Source organism: Corynebacterium sp. HMSC064H12 (genome assembly GCF_001809925.1).
Lineage (GTDB): Bacteria > Actinomycetota > Actinomycetes > Mycobacteriales > Mycobacteriaceae > Corynebacterium > Corynebacterium jeikeium_D.
The window spans coordinates 17604-35250 of sequence record NZ_KV799361.1 but is presented as its reverse complement, the minus strand read 5'-3'; the positions used below and the strand labels follow the sequence as shown (position 1 = coordinate 35250).

The following is a 17647-nucleotide window of genomic DNA, read 5'->3' as shown; positions in this document are numbered from 1 at the left end:
TCTCTCCATACCCAATCCGCCCCCACCGCTATGGTTAGCTCCATGCTCGCCAACCGTCGTTTCCGCTCGCCACTGCAGGGCCTCGCCCTCCTTATCGGCGCAGCGACAATCCTCAGCGGCTGCACGGCTCCCACAGCCCCCACTCCAGAGAGCCAGTCATACAGCCCGGCACCGGCACCCGCATTTACGCCCGAGCCAGAGGAACCCGCGCCCGAGATTCCCGAAGTGCCCCACGCCCCCGCCGCCCCGGACACCCCAGCGCCCGGCACATCGCCTATCGACGGCATCCGTAGCGCCCTCAACCAGCTGGAGGTAAAAGGGCGCGCACCGAAAACCGGCTATGCGCGCGATGAGTTCGGGCAACGTTGGAGCGACGACGTCTCTGCCGAGTTTGGGCACAACGGATGTGACACGCGAAACGATATTTTGAATCGTGACCTTATTAATAAGGAGTACAAACCAAATAGCCACGATTGCGTCGTGCTTTCAGGGCAATTACTGGATCCCTATACCGGCACGATGATTGAGTTCCAGCGTGGCCGCGATACCTCTTCTGCCGTTCAAATCGACCATGTCGTAGCCTTAAGCGACGCCTGGCAAAAGGGGGCACAGCAACTCCCGCCCGAGGTTCGGCAGGACTTTGCCAATGACCCCCTCAACCTCTTGGCCGTCGATGGCCCCGCCAATCAACAGAAGCGGGATAGCGATGCCGCATCCTGGGTACCCGCCAATAAGCCATTTCGCTGCCAGTATGTCGCTCGCCAGGTGGCAGTAAAACAGAAATACCACCTGTGGCTCACACAGGCGGAGTACGATGCCATCGACCGTTGGCTCTCTACCTGCACACCAGAGGATGAGCCCACACTTGCCGCCCTAACCCTGAATTAGGGCAACTTCCTCCGACGCTCACCGATGCCGCACACCGAGGCTCAAGCCAGCGAATATGCCACCTATTCAGCTACGCACTCGCAACCTCCGCCCCTCCTAGTCTCGAACATTTCTATTTTTCAGAAGATTCCTAGCCCCCTAATTTCTGGGGGCGACCGCCATTCAGCTACTGCCCGCCCCGTCAAACAAACCAACCGAAAACCCCTGGGTTCATAGAGTTATATACGTCAATATCAGAATTGAATTCGTTACCGCAGTGTTATCCTTTCGTTATATTCACTGCTTCCTGTCGGTTTATAACTGTTTGATAACACTGTATCCTCGAGCCCGTACGCGAAAAGGTATCCGTCGTAAAGCATTGCGCACGCCGACTGCGTATTTTTTACTTTTCTTCGTGGAAACTACTTTTTGACGCGGCACAGGTTTGTTAAAGTCTGGTTGTTACAAAATCGCACTACCGTGACTGATGGTGTCAGTGTGACTAAAGAGTCGCTTGGCGCTATTAATCGCTTGTCCATCATCTTGGAGGATTCTCACCCATGGCAGCTGAAATGAAGGCTCCGGAAGTACCACTTGGGCTCCAAATCAAGGCTTTTGCCCAGTCGATTCCACCACTCCTGCGTACTGGTGCCCTGTACATGACTCCGAAGACGGCGCCGAAGATTCTCGATTACCTGCGTCGCCTGAAGTTCTCCGTCGCCAGCCTGATTTCCATGAGTGCGCTGCGCTACCCGGATCGCCTCGCCCTTGTCGACGATGACGGCGAACTCACCTATTCTCAGCTGCTTGACAACGCCCACGCCCTGGCTCGCGCCTTGATGGACCGTGGCATGACCCAGAAGTCCAGCTTCGGCGTTATCGCACGCAACGGCCGCGGCATCATCCTGCCGATGGCCATCAAGGGATTCATCGGCTCCGAAATTATGCTGATGAACATCGGCTCCGGCCCGACTCAGATTCGCGGTGTCGTTGACCAGAATAAGGCCAAGTTCCTGTTCGTCGATGACGAGTTCCTGGGCAACCTGCCAGAAGACCTCGACGATGTCACCGTCGTTATTACCTCCGTGACCAAGCCGGAGACCCGCAAGAACGCGGGCAAGAACTTCGTGTTCATGGAAGACCTCATTGAAGAAGGTCGTACATCGAACGCCAAGCTAGATCCGAAGCCGGAGCAGGGACGCATCATCATCATGTCCTCCGGCACCACCGGCATCCCGAAGGGTGTCCTGCGCAATGAGCCGAAGACACCGGCAACTGTGGGTGCAATCGCCGATCGTATTCCGTGGCGCCGCAACATGGTCATTCACCAGTCCGCATCCATGTTCCACGCCTGGGGCTGGGCAAATGTGCTGATTGGCATGGCTACCGGCTCCACCATTGTCACCATGCGTGTCTTCGACCCGAAGAAGGCTGTTGACCAGTGTGAACAGTACGGCTGTAACGGCATGATTTCCGCGGCCTTCTTCCTGCGCCAGATCAAGGATGTTCTGGATGAGGAGCCGAACCGCAAGATTGGCCCGTTCCGCTTCATTGTCTCCTCTGGTAACGCCATCCCGGGCTGGCTCGTCTCCGCGCTGACTCACCGCTTCGGTCCGGTTATCTGTAACTTCTACGGCTCCACCGAGGCCGGCCTGTGCTCCATCGCATCCGGCGCGGACCTCGCAGCCCGCCCGGACTCCGCAGGTCGCCCGGCAATTGGCGCCAAGGTTCGCATCCTGGGTGACGACGGCAAGGAAGTCGAGCCGGGTGAGGTTGGCATGATCCACACCGCTCAGGAGCTCTCCTTCATCGGTTACCTGAACAAGAAGGACAAGTTCACCACCGTCGATGGCCTGTTCCAGATTGGTGACCTCGGCCGTATCGACCAGGACGGCTACCTGTACATCTGTGGTCGCTCCGACGACATGGTGATCAAGGGCGGCGAGAACGTCTTCCCACGCGAGGTCGAAGAAATTCTGGGCCCGGTGCCGGGCATCGCCGATGTCTTCTGCCACGGCAGCAACGAAAACGACGAGATTTTCGCTGACCTGTTCCTCTACGTTGTCCGCGAGGACAATGAGGCCGGCAAGAACCTCACCGAGGACATGCTGCGCGAGTACGTCCGCGAAACTCTGGCCGAGCACTCCACTCCGGACCGCGTCTTCTTCGTCGACTCCCTGCCGCGCAACGCCATCGGCAAGGTTGTCCCGCGCGAGGTCAAAGCAATGCACGAGCGCCTGAACCTGGACGCTCAGTAAGAAGCCTGCACACGAAAGTGTGCCCACCGGCTATCCGCCTGGTGGGCACACTTTTTGCTTATCTTCGCTACCTTTTACACGGCTATCCGCGCGGGCGCACCTGGATTTCATCCACGTTGGCATCCGCTCCGGTATCAACGGCCAGACGTACTGCGGCTGCGATCGATTCAGGCCGCATGAACTTCGTTCCGTCGTAACGCCAATCCGCATCATCGCGGTGCCAATTCGACTGCAGCTGAACCTGCATATCGGTATCGACGCGCCCAGGGTGCACGGAGCTGACTCGTACCGCGCCACGCTCTTCCTCGCGCAGCGCATCGGTGAAGGCCCGCAGCGCGAACTTCGACGCTGCATACGGTGAAGTACCAGCTGAAGCGCGGAATCCCGAGCCCGAGTTGATGGTTACCAGCGTGCCCTCCGCCTTGCGCAGCGCTGGCAGCAGCTGGCGTGTCAGGTCGGCGACGGCGACGACGTTGATGTCCATAATTCGCGACCAGTCCGCACGCGAAACCTCCGCCACGTCCCCATCGACGTACACGCCCGCCGAGTGCACGAGCACATCCAGCCCGCGCCCACCGAGCGCCTCCAACAGCTTTGCCACTTCCGCGTTTACGGCGTCGGTATCACCCAGATCAGCAACGAATACGCTTGCCGACGGCAACTGCGACGCCACCTTCTCGGCAGACTCAGCACTGGTAGCGCCCACAATGACATGGTGGTCACGGGAGAGATCCTTGGCGACCGCCAGGCCAATACCACGGCTTGCACCCGTGACCAGGGCAATCTTGGTGTCAGCGGCAATATCGATGCTCATGTACGGCTCCTCTATGTAGTCGGTTTACTTCTTCGGCTTCGCGCCGCCCACCTGGTCGATGGGGGTCACCTGCAGGAAGTCAATGTTGACGCGCTTCGGACGGGTGGCCGCGAACACAATGATGTCGGCAACATCATCGGCGGTCAGCGACTCAACGCCATCGTAGACCGCTGCGGCCTTGGTCTCGTCGCCGTCGAAACGCACGAGTGAGAAGTCGGTGTGGACGCGCCCCGGATCGATTTCGGTGACGCGCACGCCATCGGCAGCAACCTCTTGACGCAGGACTTCCACCAGCGCGCGCTCAGCGTGCTTGGCTGCGTTGTAACCGGCGCCGCCGGTGTAGACCTGACGGCCGGCAATCGAGCCGACGGTGAGCACAATGCCGCTAGTGGACTTCAATGCGGGCAGCAGCGCGCGGGTGACGCGCAGGGTGCCCAGCACGTTGACCTCGTACATCCAGCGCCACTTTTCCTCGACAGCGCCTTCAACCGATTCCATGCCCCAGGCGCCACCGGCGTTGTTAACCAGCACGTCGACGCGCGGTTCGGCCTTAGCCAGCGCCGCCACATCGGCGTCAGAGGTGACGTCAACCTTGTAGACCGTCGCTTCACCACCGGCAGCGCGAATCTCCTCCGCGACAGCCTCCAGCTTGTCCTCGCGGCGGGCTCCCAGCACAACGCGGAAACCTTCAGCTGCGAACTGCTTGGCAGTGGCTGCACCAATACCGGAAGAAGCACCGGTAACTACAGCTACTTTCTTGCCATTAGTTGAAGTTTCAGAGGTCATGGGGGCTCAACTCCTTGCTACATGCGTCTACTAATATTCCCGACTGTAGTCATACGACACCCTCCTGCGCCGAAGACTGCGCGTGCTTTACACCTGATGTTCCACGTGAAACGTATATAAAACTGTGCCGGAATTTTTCCGATTCACCTCATACACAGCCGCTAAAACCGCGATACTGGTTGCATGTCTGACCAGCCTCACTTCCCACATCTTCTCTCCCCTCTCGACGTCGGTCCTCTAACTCTGCGCAATCGCATCATCATGGGCTCAATGCACTCCGGCCTGGAAGATCGCACCCGTGATATCCCCAAGCTGGCTGCCTACCTGGGTCGGCGCGCCGAAGGTGGCGTGGGGCTCATCGTCACCGGCGGTTATGCTCCCAACATCGAGGGTTGGCTGACTCCGGCCGGTTCGATGATGGCGTCGAAGCGCATGGCGGACAATCACCGCCGCGTTACTGACCTCGTGCACTCCCACGGCAGCCACATCGTGCTGCAGGTGCTGCACGCCGGTCGTTACAGCTACAGCCCGCTGGCTCGCTCCGCCAATACCGGTCAGTCGCCGATTAGCCCGTTTAAGGCTCACCGCCTCACCGGCTTTGATGTCTCACGCACTATCGGCGCTTATGTCCGCGCCGCGAAGCTCGCAAAGCGCGCCGGTTACGACGGCATCGAGGTTATGGGTTCCGAGGGTTACCTGCTCAACCAGTTCCTGGCCGAGCGCACCAACCACCGCTCGGACAACTGGGGTGGCAGCGCCGAGGCTCGCATGCGCCTGCCCATCGAAATTGTCCGCCGCATTCGCGCCGAGGTGGGCGAGGACTTCCTACTGCAGTACCGCATTTCGCTGCTTGACCTGGTGGAAGACGGCCAGACCTGGTCCGAGACCACTGAACTCGCGCAGCGTCTGGTCGAGGCTGGCGTCGATGTCTTCAACACCGGTATCGGCTGGCACGAAGCACGCGTCCCCACCATCGTCACGTCCGTGCCGCGCGCCGCATTCACGGATCTGACGGGTCGTCTCCGTTCGCTTGTCGACGTCCCGGTGGCAGCCTCCAACCGAATCAACCGCCCCGAGGTTGCGGAGAAGATCCTCGCTGACGGCAATGCGGACTTGATTTCCATGGCCCGCCCACTGCTGGCTGACCCGGACTTCGCCATCAAGGCGGGCGATGGTCGAGCTGACCAGATTAACACCTGTATCGCCTGTAACCAGGCCTGCTTGGACCACACCTTCGCGGCCAAGCGCTCCACCTGTTTGGTCAACCCGAAGGCTGCTTACGAAACCGAGTTGGTATCCGTGCCGGTTGCGAAGGACAAGGCCAAGCGCATCGCCGTCATCGGCGCTGGTGTGGCTGGACTCGCTTTCGCGGAAGCCGCAGCTCAGCGCGGTCACCACCCAGAGATTTTCGAGGCCGCCGACCAGATTGGTGGCCAGTTCAACCTCGCCGCAAAGATTCCGGGCAAGGAGGACTATGGCGAGACGCTGAAGTACTTCTCCCGTCGCCTGGAGGTCCTCGAAGTTCCGGTTCACCTGAACACGCGTGCCGACGTCGACGAGCTCAAGACCAAGTTTGACCACGTGATTGTGGCCACGGGTGTCACCCCGCGTATCCCGGGCATTGACGGTATCGACCACGAGAAGGTCATTCGTTACGACGAGCTGCTCTCGGGTGCGAAGCAGGCCGGCAACAAGGTGGCCGTCATCGGTGCTGGCGGTATCGGTGTGGACGTGTGTGAATACCTCACTCGCAAGCCGAACCAGACCATCGAAGCCTGGAAGGACGCCTGGGGCGTCGGTGACCCTGCGGAGTTCCGCGCGGGTCTGACCAAGCCGGGCACGGTCTCTGGCGCGGCTGAGGAGTTTGAGGTTGAGCGCGAGGTGCACCTGCTGCAGCGCAAGACCTCCCGCATCGGTAAGGGCCTGGGCAAGACCACTGGTTGGGTTCACCGTGCGGAGATCAAGAAGGCCGGTGTCAAGCAGTACACCGGCGTCACCTACAACCGTATCGATGACGAGGGCCTGCACATCACCATCGATGAAAAGCAACAGGTCATCGCGGTTGACAACGTGATTGTCTGTACTGGTCAGGTATCCAATCTGGACTGCCTGGGCGGCAAGGATCGCGAGAGCGTCACCGGCGATAACTCCAATGTCACCATCATCGGCGGCGCGGACGTGGCCGCTGAGCTGGACGCAAAGCGTGCCATCCGCCAGGCCGTTGAGGTAGCGCTCGCGCTGTAGGGCTAGGGCTGCTACGCCTCGTAGCGGTCGGTGTAGGCGCGCTGCTCGAACTCGAAACGGCCCGGGTGAGCCGGGAACTCACCCGGGACACCGATGGCCAGCAACAGCGCTACCGCCACATCGGTGTCACCGGCACCGATAGCTTCCTTGACCTTCTGCTCACTAAAGCCCGTCATCGGGGAGCTAGCCCAACCAAAGGCGCTGGCAGTGACCATAGCGAAAGAAGCGGCAATCATGGCGTCGCGGATTGCGAACTCGCGGGAGAGACCCTTTTCCTCGCGGACCTTATGGAAGGAGGTCATCGAGGCTTCCCGCTCGGCAGCGGCAACTTCGTCCCACAGGCCAGTCGCCTTGTTGGCCTCAACCAGGCGTGGAATACCGCGCTTCCAGCCGGTCGGCTCACCAATGAAGGCGAGCAGCAGCGGCGCATTGGCAACCTGCTTCTGACCACCGGCAGCTTCCACTACCTGCTGGCGCACCTCAGGGTCCTCGATGCGCACGATAGCCCGAGACTGAATGTTAAAGGCGCTGGGAGCTTCCAGAGATAGCTCCAGGAGGCGGCGCACGTCAGCGTCGTCAAGCGGTTCGTCAGCGTAGACGCGCGTGGCACGGCGGTTGCGGATGATGTTCTCAAATTCGGTGGCGAACTGGTCGCGCGGAGAATGCGAAGTCATGCATTAAAGAATAACTGTTTGCCAACCTTCGAGTTCGAGCAGCCAGCGCTTCATTTCGCGGCCGCCGGCATAGGATCCGAAAGACCCCGCTCCCCCACTGGCGGGCACCACGCGGTGACAGGGAATCAGAATGCCCAGCGGATTGGTGGCACAGGCCGAGCCAGCAGCTCTGGCGGCACGGGGTGATCCGGCCATTTCAGCGAGCTCACCGTAGGTCACAACCTGGCCATACGGCACGTCGCGCAGTGCGGTCAGCGCACGAGCGCGGAAAGAATCCTGGGTGAATATGTCGCAGTCCAGCGGCAGCGCAAACTCGCGGCGCTGCCCGGCAAAGTACTCGCGGAACTGCTGCGCTGCCTGTTCCGCCACCGCTTGCGCTTCGGGGTCGGCGGCGCTGGGGTCGTCGTCAAGCACGGGGCCTAAGAGATTGACTTCGACGACCCCGCGAGCGGAGGTGGCGATTCCAAGCACGCCGAAAGGCGTTTCTACCTGGGAAATCGCCATAAAACCTCCTACTTAGCCCTTGTTGGCCTGGAACCAGGCCAGCAGCTCGTCCCACTCCTTCTCGTGACCGGAGCGGAAGTAACCACCGTAGCCCACGCCCTTGCCGCCAGCCGGCTGAGCCTGGCGCTTTTCAATCTTTTCAGCAGAGCTCATCACATTGGTGATCAGGTCTGCCGAGGACTCCTCAGTCCAGTAATCATCCGGAACGCGGATGGACAGGAACGGCTGCGGAGCCTTGGAGAAGCGGTTAGCGAAGTCGAACTCGGAGTCGTCGAAGAAGTAGCCTTCCTTGCGAGCCCAGCGAGCCCACTGACGCATGACACCGTTCGGCGGCTCAACAGCCAGACGCCACGCCGACGCCGGAATATGGCCGGTAATGAAACCGCTAATCGGGCCGAGAATATTGAAGATGAAGAATGCGCGGACCTTGCCCGCCACTGACGGCACCTTGGAAATACGCATACCGCGGCAGTTGACCAACGCCGCTGCGTCATAGGTGCCCTCGGAGCCGGCGTAGACGATGCCGTGACCACCAACCGCGTGGCCGACAGCGAAGTGCGGCACGTCCGGGTAGGTCTCCTTGGCCCACTCAATCACACCCGGAATATCCTTGGTGATCCAGTCCGACATCCGGATGTCTTCATTGTTCTGGTCAGTCTTCAGAGCGGACTGGCCAATTCCGCGGTAGTCATAGGTGATAACGCCGTAGCCCTTTTCTGCCACGGTCTCAGCGAAACGGTGGTAGAAACCCTGCGGCACACCGGTACCGGAGTGAACGGTGATGATGCCGTTGGGAATGTTCTCTGGGTTCTCCTTCGGGCGGAACATGGTTCCGCGCAGCAGGACGCGGTCATTAGCCGGAATAATGATGTCCTGCCGAGGGCACGGCTCCGGCAACTTCGGGCTCTTCGCGGAAAAACGGCTATCCCCAGTGGAAGTGGTTGAGGCTTCGGAGGTCATTTATGCAGTTCCTTCGAGTGGACTTAAACAGTGCATGATTTTGTATACACAATCTTAAAGTGTAAGGCTCATCACTTTCAGCGCTTTCGTGGAATTTGCCTCACACGCGTTACAACTGCACATCCCCATAGGCGCGTTCGTCCTCAATTGGCTCCAGATGCGAGGAGATATGCACACCTGGGAAACGCTCCCGCAGCTCATCTTCCATCGCGGTAAGCACATCGTGACCGCGCTCCACGCTCCACGCGCCCGGCACCAGCACATGAAACTCAATGAACTTCTGATACCCCGACTCGCGAGTGCGGATTTCGTGGACGTCGATGCCACGACTCCGGTCACGGTGCGAGGCCAAAATCTCATCCACCGCCACGCGGTCGTCGCCCTCCATGGCCTTGTCCATCAGGCCGTTACCGGAATCGCGCAGCAGCTTGTAGCCGGTGACCAGGATGTTTACGGCCACGGCCAGCGCGATAATCGGGTCGAGCCACCACAGGCCGGTAGCCCACACCAGAGCCACACCCGCCAGAACGCCGGCGGAGGTCCACACGTCGGTCATCAGATGCTTACCGTCGGCGGTCAGCGCCAGGGAGTTGTGGTGGCGCCCGGCCTTAAGCAGAACCAGCGCCACCGCACCATTGATCACCGAGGCAATTACGGTCACGACGAGGCCCAGGCCAATCTGCTCAATCGGCTGCGGGTTCACCAACCGCTCGATGGAGACATAAATAATGGCCGCCGCCGCCACGAAGATCATGGCACCTTCCAGCCCGGCCGAGAAGTACTCTGCCTTGGAATGGCCGAACTCATGATCGCGGTCCGCGGGCCGCGCGATAACCTTGAGCACGATAATTGCGACAACTGCCGCAACCAGATTGACAATCGACTCCGTCGCGTCGGAAAGCAGGCCCACCGATCCGGTTAGAGTGTAGCCCCAAAACTTCAGCGCGATGGTGACGACCGCCGCCCCCACTGAAAGCCAACCAAAACGAGATAAGTCCTGCATATGCGGGCACTTTACCCGCCTTTCCGGAGTTACTACCAGTTCTATGAGCACCGATTTCCAGTTCAATTTGCAGAACATTTCTGCAGGCCTGCCGTTCGCGTCGCAGCTCGCCTCGCTTGCCGACGCCGTGCGCGACCACGACGTAGTAGTCCAGGCCCCACCGGGCACCGGCAAAACCACGTTGGTTCCACCGGCGGTGGCCAACACCCTGGGTGGCCGCATTGTGGTCACGGCTCCCCGGCGCGTGGCGGTGCGCTCGGCGGCGCGGCGGTTGGCGCAGTTGTCGGGCACGAAGCTCGGTGAGGAAGTTGGCTACTCGGTGCGTGGCGACGCAAAAGTTTCCCGCACCACCCGCGTTGAGTTTGTCACTCCCGGTGTGCTGCTGCGCCGACTGCTGCGCGACGGCGACGTGGATGCCAGCGCGGTGCTCATCGATGAGGTGCACGAGCGCGGCTTGGACACCGACCTGGTGTTGGCGATGGTGCGCGACTTGCGGGATATCCGCGATGACCTGCGCATTGCCGCTATGTCGGCAACGGTGGACGCGCCGAAGTTCGCGGCCTTGCTCGGCGGCTCCACCCCGGCCCCCATTGTGGCGGCGGAGGCGGAGATCTTCCCGCTGGACATCCGCTACGCGCCCTTTCCGCAACGGCTGGATGCACGCGGTGTGACCGACGACTTCCTGCAGCACGTTGCCGCCCAGGCCAGCACACTCACGGAAGAAGCCGCCGGTGATGTGCTGGTTTTCCTCCCCGGCATCCGCGAGGTGGAACGCTGCGCGGGTTATATCGCGGATTCCTCGGAGGTGGCGGTGCTGACGCTGCACGGCCAGCAGAGCTCCGAGGAGCAGGACCGCGTGTTCCGTCGGCAAGCGGATGGTAGACGCGTAATTGTGTCCACCGCGATTGCGGAATCATCCGTGACTGTGCCGGGCGTGCGCGCCGTTGTCGACGCCTGCCTCGCGCGCGGACCGCGACTCGACATTGCGCGTGGCTTCTCCGGCCTGGTCACCAGCTCGTGTGCGCAGTCCTCCGCGAACCAGCGCGCTGGCCGAGCGGGACGTGAGGGCCCGGGCATCGTGGTGCGCTGCGTCTCCCAGTCGGAATTCGCGTCCTTTCCCGCCTGGCCCGCGCCGGAAATCGAGGTCGCCGACCTGACCCAAGCGCTCCTCGACGCCGCCGCGTGGGGCACGCCGGGGATGCAGGGACTGAAGCTTCTCGACGCCCCACCACCCCACCACGCCGAGGCTGCAAACCGCATTCTCGCTGGCCTGGGCGCTGTTGATGAGGCCGGTGACATCACGGAACTCGGCCGCACCCTGGCTACCCTGCCGGTGCATCCGCGCATGGGACGCGCGCTGCTGACCGCCACGGCCATGATGCCGCAGCACGCCGACGCGGTCGCACGCGCGGTGGAGAAACTCACCGATGCCCGCGGCTTGGCCAAGCAGGTGCGCCGCATTGAGCTGGATACTGAAGCCCCCGCCAATCTGCTGCCCTCGGACATCCCCGCGCTGGTCACGGCCCTGGCGTGGCCGGATTTCATCGGGCGACGGCGCAGTGCGAGTTCCGACGAGTACCTTTTCACCGGCGGCACCGCAGCGGAACTCGCCCGCGGTTCTGACCTGCGCGGCCACGAGTGGATTGCGGCCGCCGACATCTCGCGGCTCTCACACGGCCGCGCGCTCATCCGCGACGGCGAGGCAATTGACCTGGAAATCGCCATGCTCGCCGCCGGCCACCTCGCCCACACGGAAACCACGGCGCGCGTCGAACAGGGCCGCGTTCGCGCCCGCGAGCGCGACCTGCTCGGCGCCATCGAGCTGTCCTCCCGCCAGGTCTCCCCGACGCCCGAGCAGTGCATTGCCGCCAACTCCGCCTGGCTTGCCAAAGCGCTTGCCGACGCCTCCCCCAGCCTCGACCGCGACACCGAACAACTCCGCCGCCGCATGGCCTTTCTCCACACTCATCGCGGTGCCCCATGGCCGGATGTCTCCCCCGCAGGGCTCGCGGCCCAGGCCGAGCTCCTCTTTGCTGGCGAGCTGGACCGCCCGACCCCACCCAAGCTAGATGCCGAGCACCTCCGCCGCCTGCTGCCCTGGCCGGAGGCTTCGGACTTCGACCGGCTGGTGCCCGAACGCCTAGAGGTCCCCTCCGGTTCGAAGATTCGCCTGGAGTACCCGGAGGACCCCACGAACCCTGAGGCAAAGATTGTGCTCGCCGTGAAGTTGCAGGAGTGCTTCGGCCTGGCGGAGACCCCGCAGGTATTGGAAAAGCCGGTGACAATGCATTTGCTGTCACCGGCTCAGCGACCACTCGCGGTCACTCAGGACTTGGAAAGTTTCTGGAATGGCGCCTACGCACAGGTTCGCTCCGAGATGCGGGGCCGTTACCCCAAGCACCCGTGGCCGGAGAACCCGTGGGAGGAGCAGGCTACTGCGAGGACGAAGCGTCGTCGTTAAGCAAGCCCGTCGTTAAGCAGCTGCCTGTGCCCGCACGCGACTGGGCTTGCGCCAGAGGTAGATTGCGTAGCCCAGGCAGGTGAAGAAGAGCACGCCCCCCATGATTCCCTGCATGTTGCCGTAGAACCACTGCCCCACATTGGCAGCGTGGCCGAAGTCATTGCCCACGAACACCTTGTACGGTGCCCACCAGTGGGCGATCATGAACAGGACACCGACAATAATGTGCCCAATCTCGCGGACGAAGAGCACCAGCGGCACGAAGACCATGACGATCGACCAGTGGTGGCTGACCGCGTATGGCCCGGCGAAGCTGACCGCCAGCGCAACGAAACCAAGGGCTGCGACATCATAGCCGTTGCGGTGGTAGATCCACGCCACGAAAGCAGCAGCGATGGCACCGATGAGGAAGAAACCGTAGATGCCAATATCGAGCGCGGTACCCTCCACCCCGGCGCGGGCGAGCAGACCACTGAACGCCTGGTTGGCCTCATAGGTCGGGGCGCCACCGCGGTTGCCGGCGAAGAACTCATCGGTCCAGAAGTAGATGGACTCCTTAAAGCGCACGGCGAAACCAATGGCGACGGTTACCAGGAACCAGCAGAAGCTCTTGGCCACGGCCGCAAAGTCACGGCGCATGAGGAACACCAGCGCATATGCCGCGGGGGTGATCTTAATTCCCGCCGCGATACCCACGCCCAGTCCACGCAGTTTCTTGGGCAAAAAGCCCAGCACATCGGAGACCACCAGCAGCGCGAGGAAGACGTTGATCTGCCCGAAGAGCACGTTGGCGCGCAGCGGGTCGAGCAGCATCACAACACCGAGCACGCAGGTAGCCATCAGCTTCGGACGCTCAGAGCCGAGACGAGTGAAGACCATCCACAGCATCGCCCACACCACCGCCAGCGTGGCGAACGTCCAGATGATCTGCAGGGTCACCGGCCCCGCCCAGGTCAGCGGGTAAAACAGCAGCGCCGCAAACGGTGGGTAGATGAAGCGGAAACCCGATCTGGTGGGAAACTCTGGTGAGTAGAGATCCTGGTCTCGTCGTAGTGCCCAGCCGGCGTCTTGGAAGACCTCGAGGTCCATCATGTAGGCAGTTGCCGCAAGATAGATGAGGTCGATGACAACGACCAGCGACACCAGCCCAAATACAATTGCCAAGATCCGTCTCTGCATGACGGAAAGCGTCGAGAGTCTGTCCATGAGCATGATTCGACACTACCGCACAGTTCTTCCTACTCAGGCCTTAGAGTGGGAGGTATGTTCGTGGAAAACTATCGCAAGGTTCGCTCCGAGATCGACGACGCTTGCCGACGAGCTGGGCGCCAGCCCTCCGAGGTCCGCCTGCTGCCCGTCAGCAAGACTGTGCCTGTCGACGCCCTGGTGGAATCCTGGCCGGAGCTCGCAGCAGCCGGCTGCGCTGGCCTGGCGGAAAACCGCGTCCAGGAAGCGGTGGCCAAGGCGGAGGCATTCCGGGAGGCCTTCGGCGACAAGGCACCGCATATGGCCATCATTGGTCCACTGCAGACGAATAAGGCTGGCCACTTGGTCAGTTGTGCCGATGAGTTTCAGGCTCTGGACCGCCCGAAGGTGGCAGGAGCACTGCAGCGTCGCTTGGCCGATTCCGAGCGCACGCTCGATGTGCTGATTCAGGTCAATGCCTCCCGCGAGCCGCAGAAGTCGGGTCTGGCGCCGAGCCACGCGGCGGAGTTTGTCCGCATGTTTGGACCCGATGGCGAGTACCCGAACCTGCGTCTACGCGGGTTTATGACCATCGCGGCCCAGAATGATCCGAATGTGCGCGAGACCTTCGCGGAACTGCGGGAGCTGCGGGACAGTCTGCTCGGGGATTTGCCGGAGGGTGTCAGCCTCGACGAACTGTCAATGGGTATGTCCGGCGACTACCGCGAAGCCATCGCCGAGGGGGCGACCACCGTGCGTGTGGGACGCGCCATCTTCGGTGAGCGCTCCTATCAGAAATAAAGGTAACGAAAGAAAGGTAATCTCAGTGCCATGAGTTCTGATGTCTCCCCGTGCTCCCGTCGTCGTTTCCTCCTGGGAACTGCCGCCACTGCAGCTGGCGCACTCGTAGCCGCTTGTGCACCAAAGTCTGCGGTGGAGAAGGTTGACGCTGCCGACATTCCGGTTGGCGGCGGTGTGGTGATCGGCAATTACGTCGTCACGCAGCCGGAAGAGGGAAAGTTCGCCGCTTTCTCCAGTTCCTGCCCACACCAGAATGGTCGTATTTCTGAGGTCAGCAATGGTGTGATGATTTGCCCGAACCACAACTCTCAGTTCGATATCGCCACTGGTCAGGTCGTTTCTGGCCCCTCGCGTAAGCCCGCTGGCCAGGCATCGCTTTCGGCCGAAGGCACTGAGCTGATTGTGGGTCAGAAGTAGGTTCTGGAAGCAGACTAGTGGTCGGTGTGTTCAAGGCCTAAAAGGTCTATACCTGCTGGTGCCAGCTGGAATCGCAGCGGGCGGCGGCTCGTCGGCGTTGCCAGCCCTTGAGCCTCTAACTCGGCGAGATACTTTCGGGCTGTCCGCTTCTCCTTGCCGATGGTGTCGGCGACGTGTTCGAGCTTGATTCCATAATCAGGTCCGAACAACCGAGCCTGTGCCAGGACAAACAGCGTCCCAATCTCGTTGTCTGTCAGCGACACGGATAGTGCCTGCTCGGGCGAGTTGGTTAGCTCAGCTACCCGCTGTTCAAGCTTCTCGCACTGGTGGGACTTCATCTGCAGCTCTTCCAGCAAATACTGCTGAGCATTCAGAATGACATCAGCCATCACCTCGACGAAGAACGTGACTTCGCCCCGGTTCATTGGGTCTTCCGTAGTGGTAAAAGCCTTGTAATACTTCGCTTTATCCTCAGCGAGTTGGCGAGAAATAGTCAGCGCTGTGGCAGGTGAGAGTGTCTCCCGCAAAGCCACTGACAGCAGAAAACGCCCCATCCGGCCATTGCCGTCATAAAACGGGTGAACGAACTCGAACATGAAATGGCTTGCCAGGATTCGAATAAGCCGATTGTCCTCTGAGGAATTCACCGTTTCCAGGAATTCATTGAGAAGTTGGTGAATGGCAGCTTCACTTTCAACACCGCGATGAATCTGTCGCTGCCCATCGGTAATTGTGACCGTTGATGCTCTAAAGAGTTCACCGTCTAACTCGTCCTCGGCGCCAATTTCATCGCCGAGAAGTTGATCGTATTGCTGCCGGATCCCTGTGAGCGTTGTCGGAAACTCAATCCGCTCATCGTTTGCCAGCCGGAAATAGAGCTGACTGAACTCATGAAAGCGCTTGTGCTGGGTTCCCGAAGTGTTGTCCAACGCTTCGGCGACTTCTCGCCGTGTGGAGTGGATTCCCTCAATCTCATTGGTGGCTACCACCTCGGCCAGGAGCAGATTGAAGAGATAGTGAGTCCGCGCTGCACCCGGCAGACGATTCCACAACTGTGAAATCTGCAGCTCTAGAGACAGAATCTTTTCAACCTTGGCTGCGAGATCGCTTGTAATGCAGCAAAAGAGTGGCCACTGCCCCAGCGGAAAGTGCCACTGAATCGTCGACGGGGAGTCTTTGCGTGACTGGTACTCGCTCTCCACTGCCTGTTCCGCATCGTGTGCAGACATGTGGAAGATCCTCTTAAGCGGATAGTGCTTCACGGCGAGTCTCCCCCTTCTGTTTCCAATGCTTTTTACATGATGCTTTCTACATATAGTGCCCTAAAAACGAACCCTTAATGTAAAAAATCACCGTTTTTTACATTAAGGGTTCGTTTCTTGGTGTCTAAATGTACCTTGCTGGCGATTTTCCCCCTACCGCGTTACCCTTAGCGCCGCGGCTTCAACCCCGCTACGGCACACGCGCCCGCGATGAAGGACAGCGCCACCAGCCACGGAATCAGCCCTGCCCACTCAAAGCGGCTGAACACCATGCCGGATACCCAACCGACAATGGACGAGCCCGCGTAGTAGCTGAACAGATACATCGATGATGCCTCGGCGCGGTCGCGCTGCGCCACCAGCCCCACACCGGACGAGGACAGCGAGTGGGCCACGAAGAACGATGCCGTGAACACGAGCACGCCCACGATCAGCGCGGACAACCACGGCAGCAGCGCCAGCCCCAGGCCCATGCACGCCGCCAGAGTCGCAATGGCGATGAGGCGACGGCGGCTCACCGTCTTCGCCCACACACCCGCGCGTGCCGACGACCACGTGCCCGACAGGTAGAGAATAAATACGAACCCTGCCAGTGCCGGGGAGAGCCCGAACTTATCGCCCAGTCGGAAGCCCAGGTAGTTGTACAGGGAGACAAACGCTCCCATAAACAGGAACGCCAGGGCGCACAGCGCCAGGATGCGCGGGTCGCGCAAATGTCGCGCAATGGCCTGCCCCTCCCCTGCAAACGACAGTTTCTTCGGCTTAAACCTGCGCTGTTGCGGCAGGAAGTACCAGGTCAGAATGGCGAAGATGAACGCCACCGTCGCCGAGACCGCAATCGCCACCCGCCAGGAGGCGAACTCCAGCACAATGGACGGAATGATACGGCCGAGCAGGCCACCGACCGTCGTGCCCGAGATATACAGCCCCATCACGCGACTGACGTGGTCGGCGTGGACTTCCTCACTGACATACGCCATAGCCACTGCGGGCACACCGGCAATGACAATGCCCTGCAACAGGCGCAGCGCAATCATCGAACCGATGCCCGGCGCGATTGACACCACGAGCCCCAGTAGCGTTGCCACAAATGCGCTGATGACGATGACGCGCCTGCGCCCAAAGCGTTCCGACAAAATGGACACCGGGATAATCGCACAGGCCAAGCCACCGGTGGTGGCGGATACCGTCAGCGCGGCGGTGGCGGGGTCGACCGATAGCTCGTCGGAAAGCGTGGGCAGTAGCGCCTGCGTTGCGTAGAGCGCTTGGAACGATGCCAGGCCAGCGAAAAGCACAGCAATAAGCGCGCGACGGAATCCGGGATCTTCTGGCCGCAGTCCTTCGATCTGTTCGGGGTTTTCGTTAGCGCTAGTCACTTGTCCTACGTTAGCCCTCCCTCCAAACCCCTCGC

15 protein-coding genes are annotated in these 17647 nt (G+C 61.0%); 6 read left to right on the top strand and 9 right to left on the bottom strand.

All coding sequences use genetic code 11. The features are described 5' to 3' along the window. The first annotated feature begins 42 nt into the window (after nt 1-42). Together HMPREF2681_RS10015 and HMPREF2681_RS10010 are read left to right on the top strand one after the other, a co-directional pair. The gene (locus HMPREF2681_RS10015; RefSeq protein WP_070547011.1) at nt 43-888 is read left to right on the top strand and encodes an HNH endonuclease family protein; all 846 of its coding nucleotides are present in this window, start codon (nt 43-45) and stop codon (nt 886-888) included. Between the two features lie 539 nt (nt 889-1427). Beyond that, nucleotides 1428-3125 carry an AMP-binding protein gene (locus HMPREF2681_RS10010; RefSeq protein ID WP_049193377.1) on the top strand — a complete coding sequence of 566 codons (1698 nt, stop codon included), beginning with the start codon at nt 1428-1430 and terminating at the stop codon, nt 3123-3125. 82 nt (nt 3126-3207) lie between these two features. On the opposite strand, the gene HMPREF2681_RS10005 is transcribed toward HMPREF2681_RS10010, so the two are convergent. Together HMPREF2681_RS10005 and HMPREF2681_RS10000 are read right to left on the bottom strand one after the other, a co-directional pair. Further along, nucleotides 3208-3939 (bottom strand): SDR family oxidoreductase, encoded by a 732-nt coding sequence (locus HMPREF2681_RS10005; protein ID WP_016421787.1) that lies wholly within the window; start codon nt 3937-3939, stop codon nt 3208-3210. 24 nt (nt 3940-3963) lie between these two features. Continuing rightward, entirely contained in the window at nt 3964-4725 is a 762-nt protein-coding gene (locus HMPREF2681_RS10000) for an SDR family oxidoreductase (protein ID WP_049193380.1), read from the bottom strand. A 183-nt stretch (nt 4726-4908) separates the two neighbouring features. Between HMPREF2681_RS10000 and HMPREF2681_RS09995 the strand changes: the two genes are divergently transcribed. Further along, nucleotides 4909-6969 (top strand): oxidoreductase, encoded by a 2061-nt coding sequence (locus HMPREF2681_RS09995; RefSeq protein WP_049189818.1) that lies wholly within the window; start codon nt 4909-4911, stop codon nt 6967-6969. An 11-nt stretch (nt 6970-6980) separates the two neighbouring features. Here the strand turns inward: HMPREF2681_RS09995 and HMPREF2681_RS09990 are convergent, their stop codons facing one another. From HMPREF2681_RS09990 to HMPREF2681_RS09975, 4 genes are all read right to left on the bottom strand, one after another. After that, complete coding sequence (locus HMPREF2681_RS09990) at nt 6981-7643, bottom strand: nitroreductase family protein (RefSeq protein WP_049172542.1); 663 nt, start codon at nt 7641-7643, stop codon at nt 6981-6983. Nucleotides 7644-7646: 3 nt separating this feature from the next. Continuing rightward, nucleotides 7647-8147 carry a methylated-DNA--[protein]-cysteine S-methyltransferase gene (locus tag HMPREF2681_RS09985; protein ID WP_049172545.1) on the bottom strand — a complete coding sequence of 167 codons (501 nt, stop codon included), beginning with the start codon at nt 8145-8147 and terminating at the stop codon, nt 7647-7649. A gap of 12 nt (nt 8148-8159) precedes the next feature. Continuing rightward, nucleotides 8160-9107 (bottom strand): alpha/beta hydrolase family protein, encoded by a 948-nt coding sequence (locus HMPREF2681_RS09980; protein WP_049189819.1) that lies wholly within the window; start codon nt 9105-9107, stop codon nt 8160-8162. A 109-nt stretch (nt 9108-9216) separates the two neighbouring features. Continuing rightward, entirely contained in the window at nt 9217-10110 is an 894-nt protein-coding gene (locus HMPREF2681_RS09975) for a cation diffusion facilitator family transporter (RefSeq protein ID WP_049189821.1), read from the bottom strand. A gap of 43 nt (nt 10111-10153) precedes the next feature. Here HMPREF2681_RS09975 and HMPREF2681_RS09970 point away from each other — a divergent pair, with 43 nt between their 5' ends. Next, nucleotides 10154-12571, top strand: a complete 2418-nt coding sequence (locus tag HMPREF2681_RS09970; RefSeq protein WP_070547009.1) for an ATP-dependent RNA helicase — start codon at nt 10154-10156, stop codon at nt 12569-12571. A gap of 12 nt (nt 12572-12583) precedes the next feature. Here HMPREF2681_RS09970 and HMPREF2681_RS09965 read toward each other — a convergent pair whose 3' ends face one another. After that, nucleotides 12584-13750, bottom strand: a complete 1167-nt coding sequence (locus HMPREF2681_RS09965; protein WP_224783797.1) for a glycosyltransferase 87 family protein — start codon at nt 13748-13750, stop codon at nt 12584-12586. Nucleotides 13751-13834: 84 nt separating this feature from the next. Here HMPREF2681_RS09965 and HMPREF2681_RS09960 point away from each other — a divergent pair, with 84 nt between their 5' ends. Together HMPREF2681_RS09960 and HMPREF2681_RS09955 are read left to right on the top strand one after the other, a co-directional pair. Then, nucleotides 13835-14557: a YggS family pyridoxal phosphate-dependent enzyme gene (locus HMPREF2681_RS09960; RefSeq protein WP_070429089.1), complete on the top strand. Its 723-nt coding sequence runs from the start codon at nt 13835-13837 to the stop codon at nt 14555-14557. Between the two features lie 30 nt (nt 14558-14587). Next, entirely contained in the window at nt 14588-14974 is a 387-nt protein-coding gene (locus HMPREF2681_RS09955; protein WP_070547005.1) for a Rieske (2Fe-2S) protein, read from the top strand. Between the two features lie 14 nt (nt 14975-14988). Here the strand turns inward: HMPREF2681_RS09955 and HMPREF2681_RS09950 are convergent, their stop codons facing one another. Together HMPREF2681_RS09950 and HMPREF2681_RS09945 are read right to left on the bottom strand one after the other, a co-directional pair. After that, entirely contained in the window at nt 14989-16203 is a 1215-nt protein-coding gene (locus HMPREF2681_RS09950) for a Fic family protein (RefSeq protein WP_070547061.1), read from the bottom strand. 200 nt (nt 16204-16403) lie between these two features. Then, a complete protein-coding gene (locus tag HMPREF2681_RS09945; protein ID WP_049172559.1) occupies nt 16404-17612 on the bottom strand; it encodes an MFS transporter in 1209 nt (402 codons plus the stop codon). Nucleotides 17613-17647 lie beyond the last annotated feature (35 nt).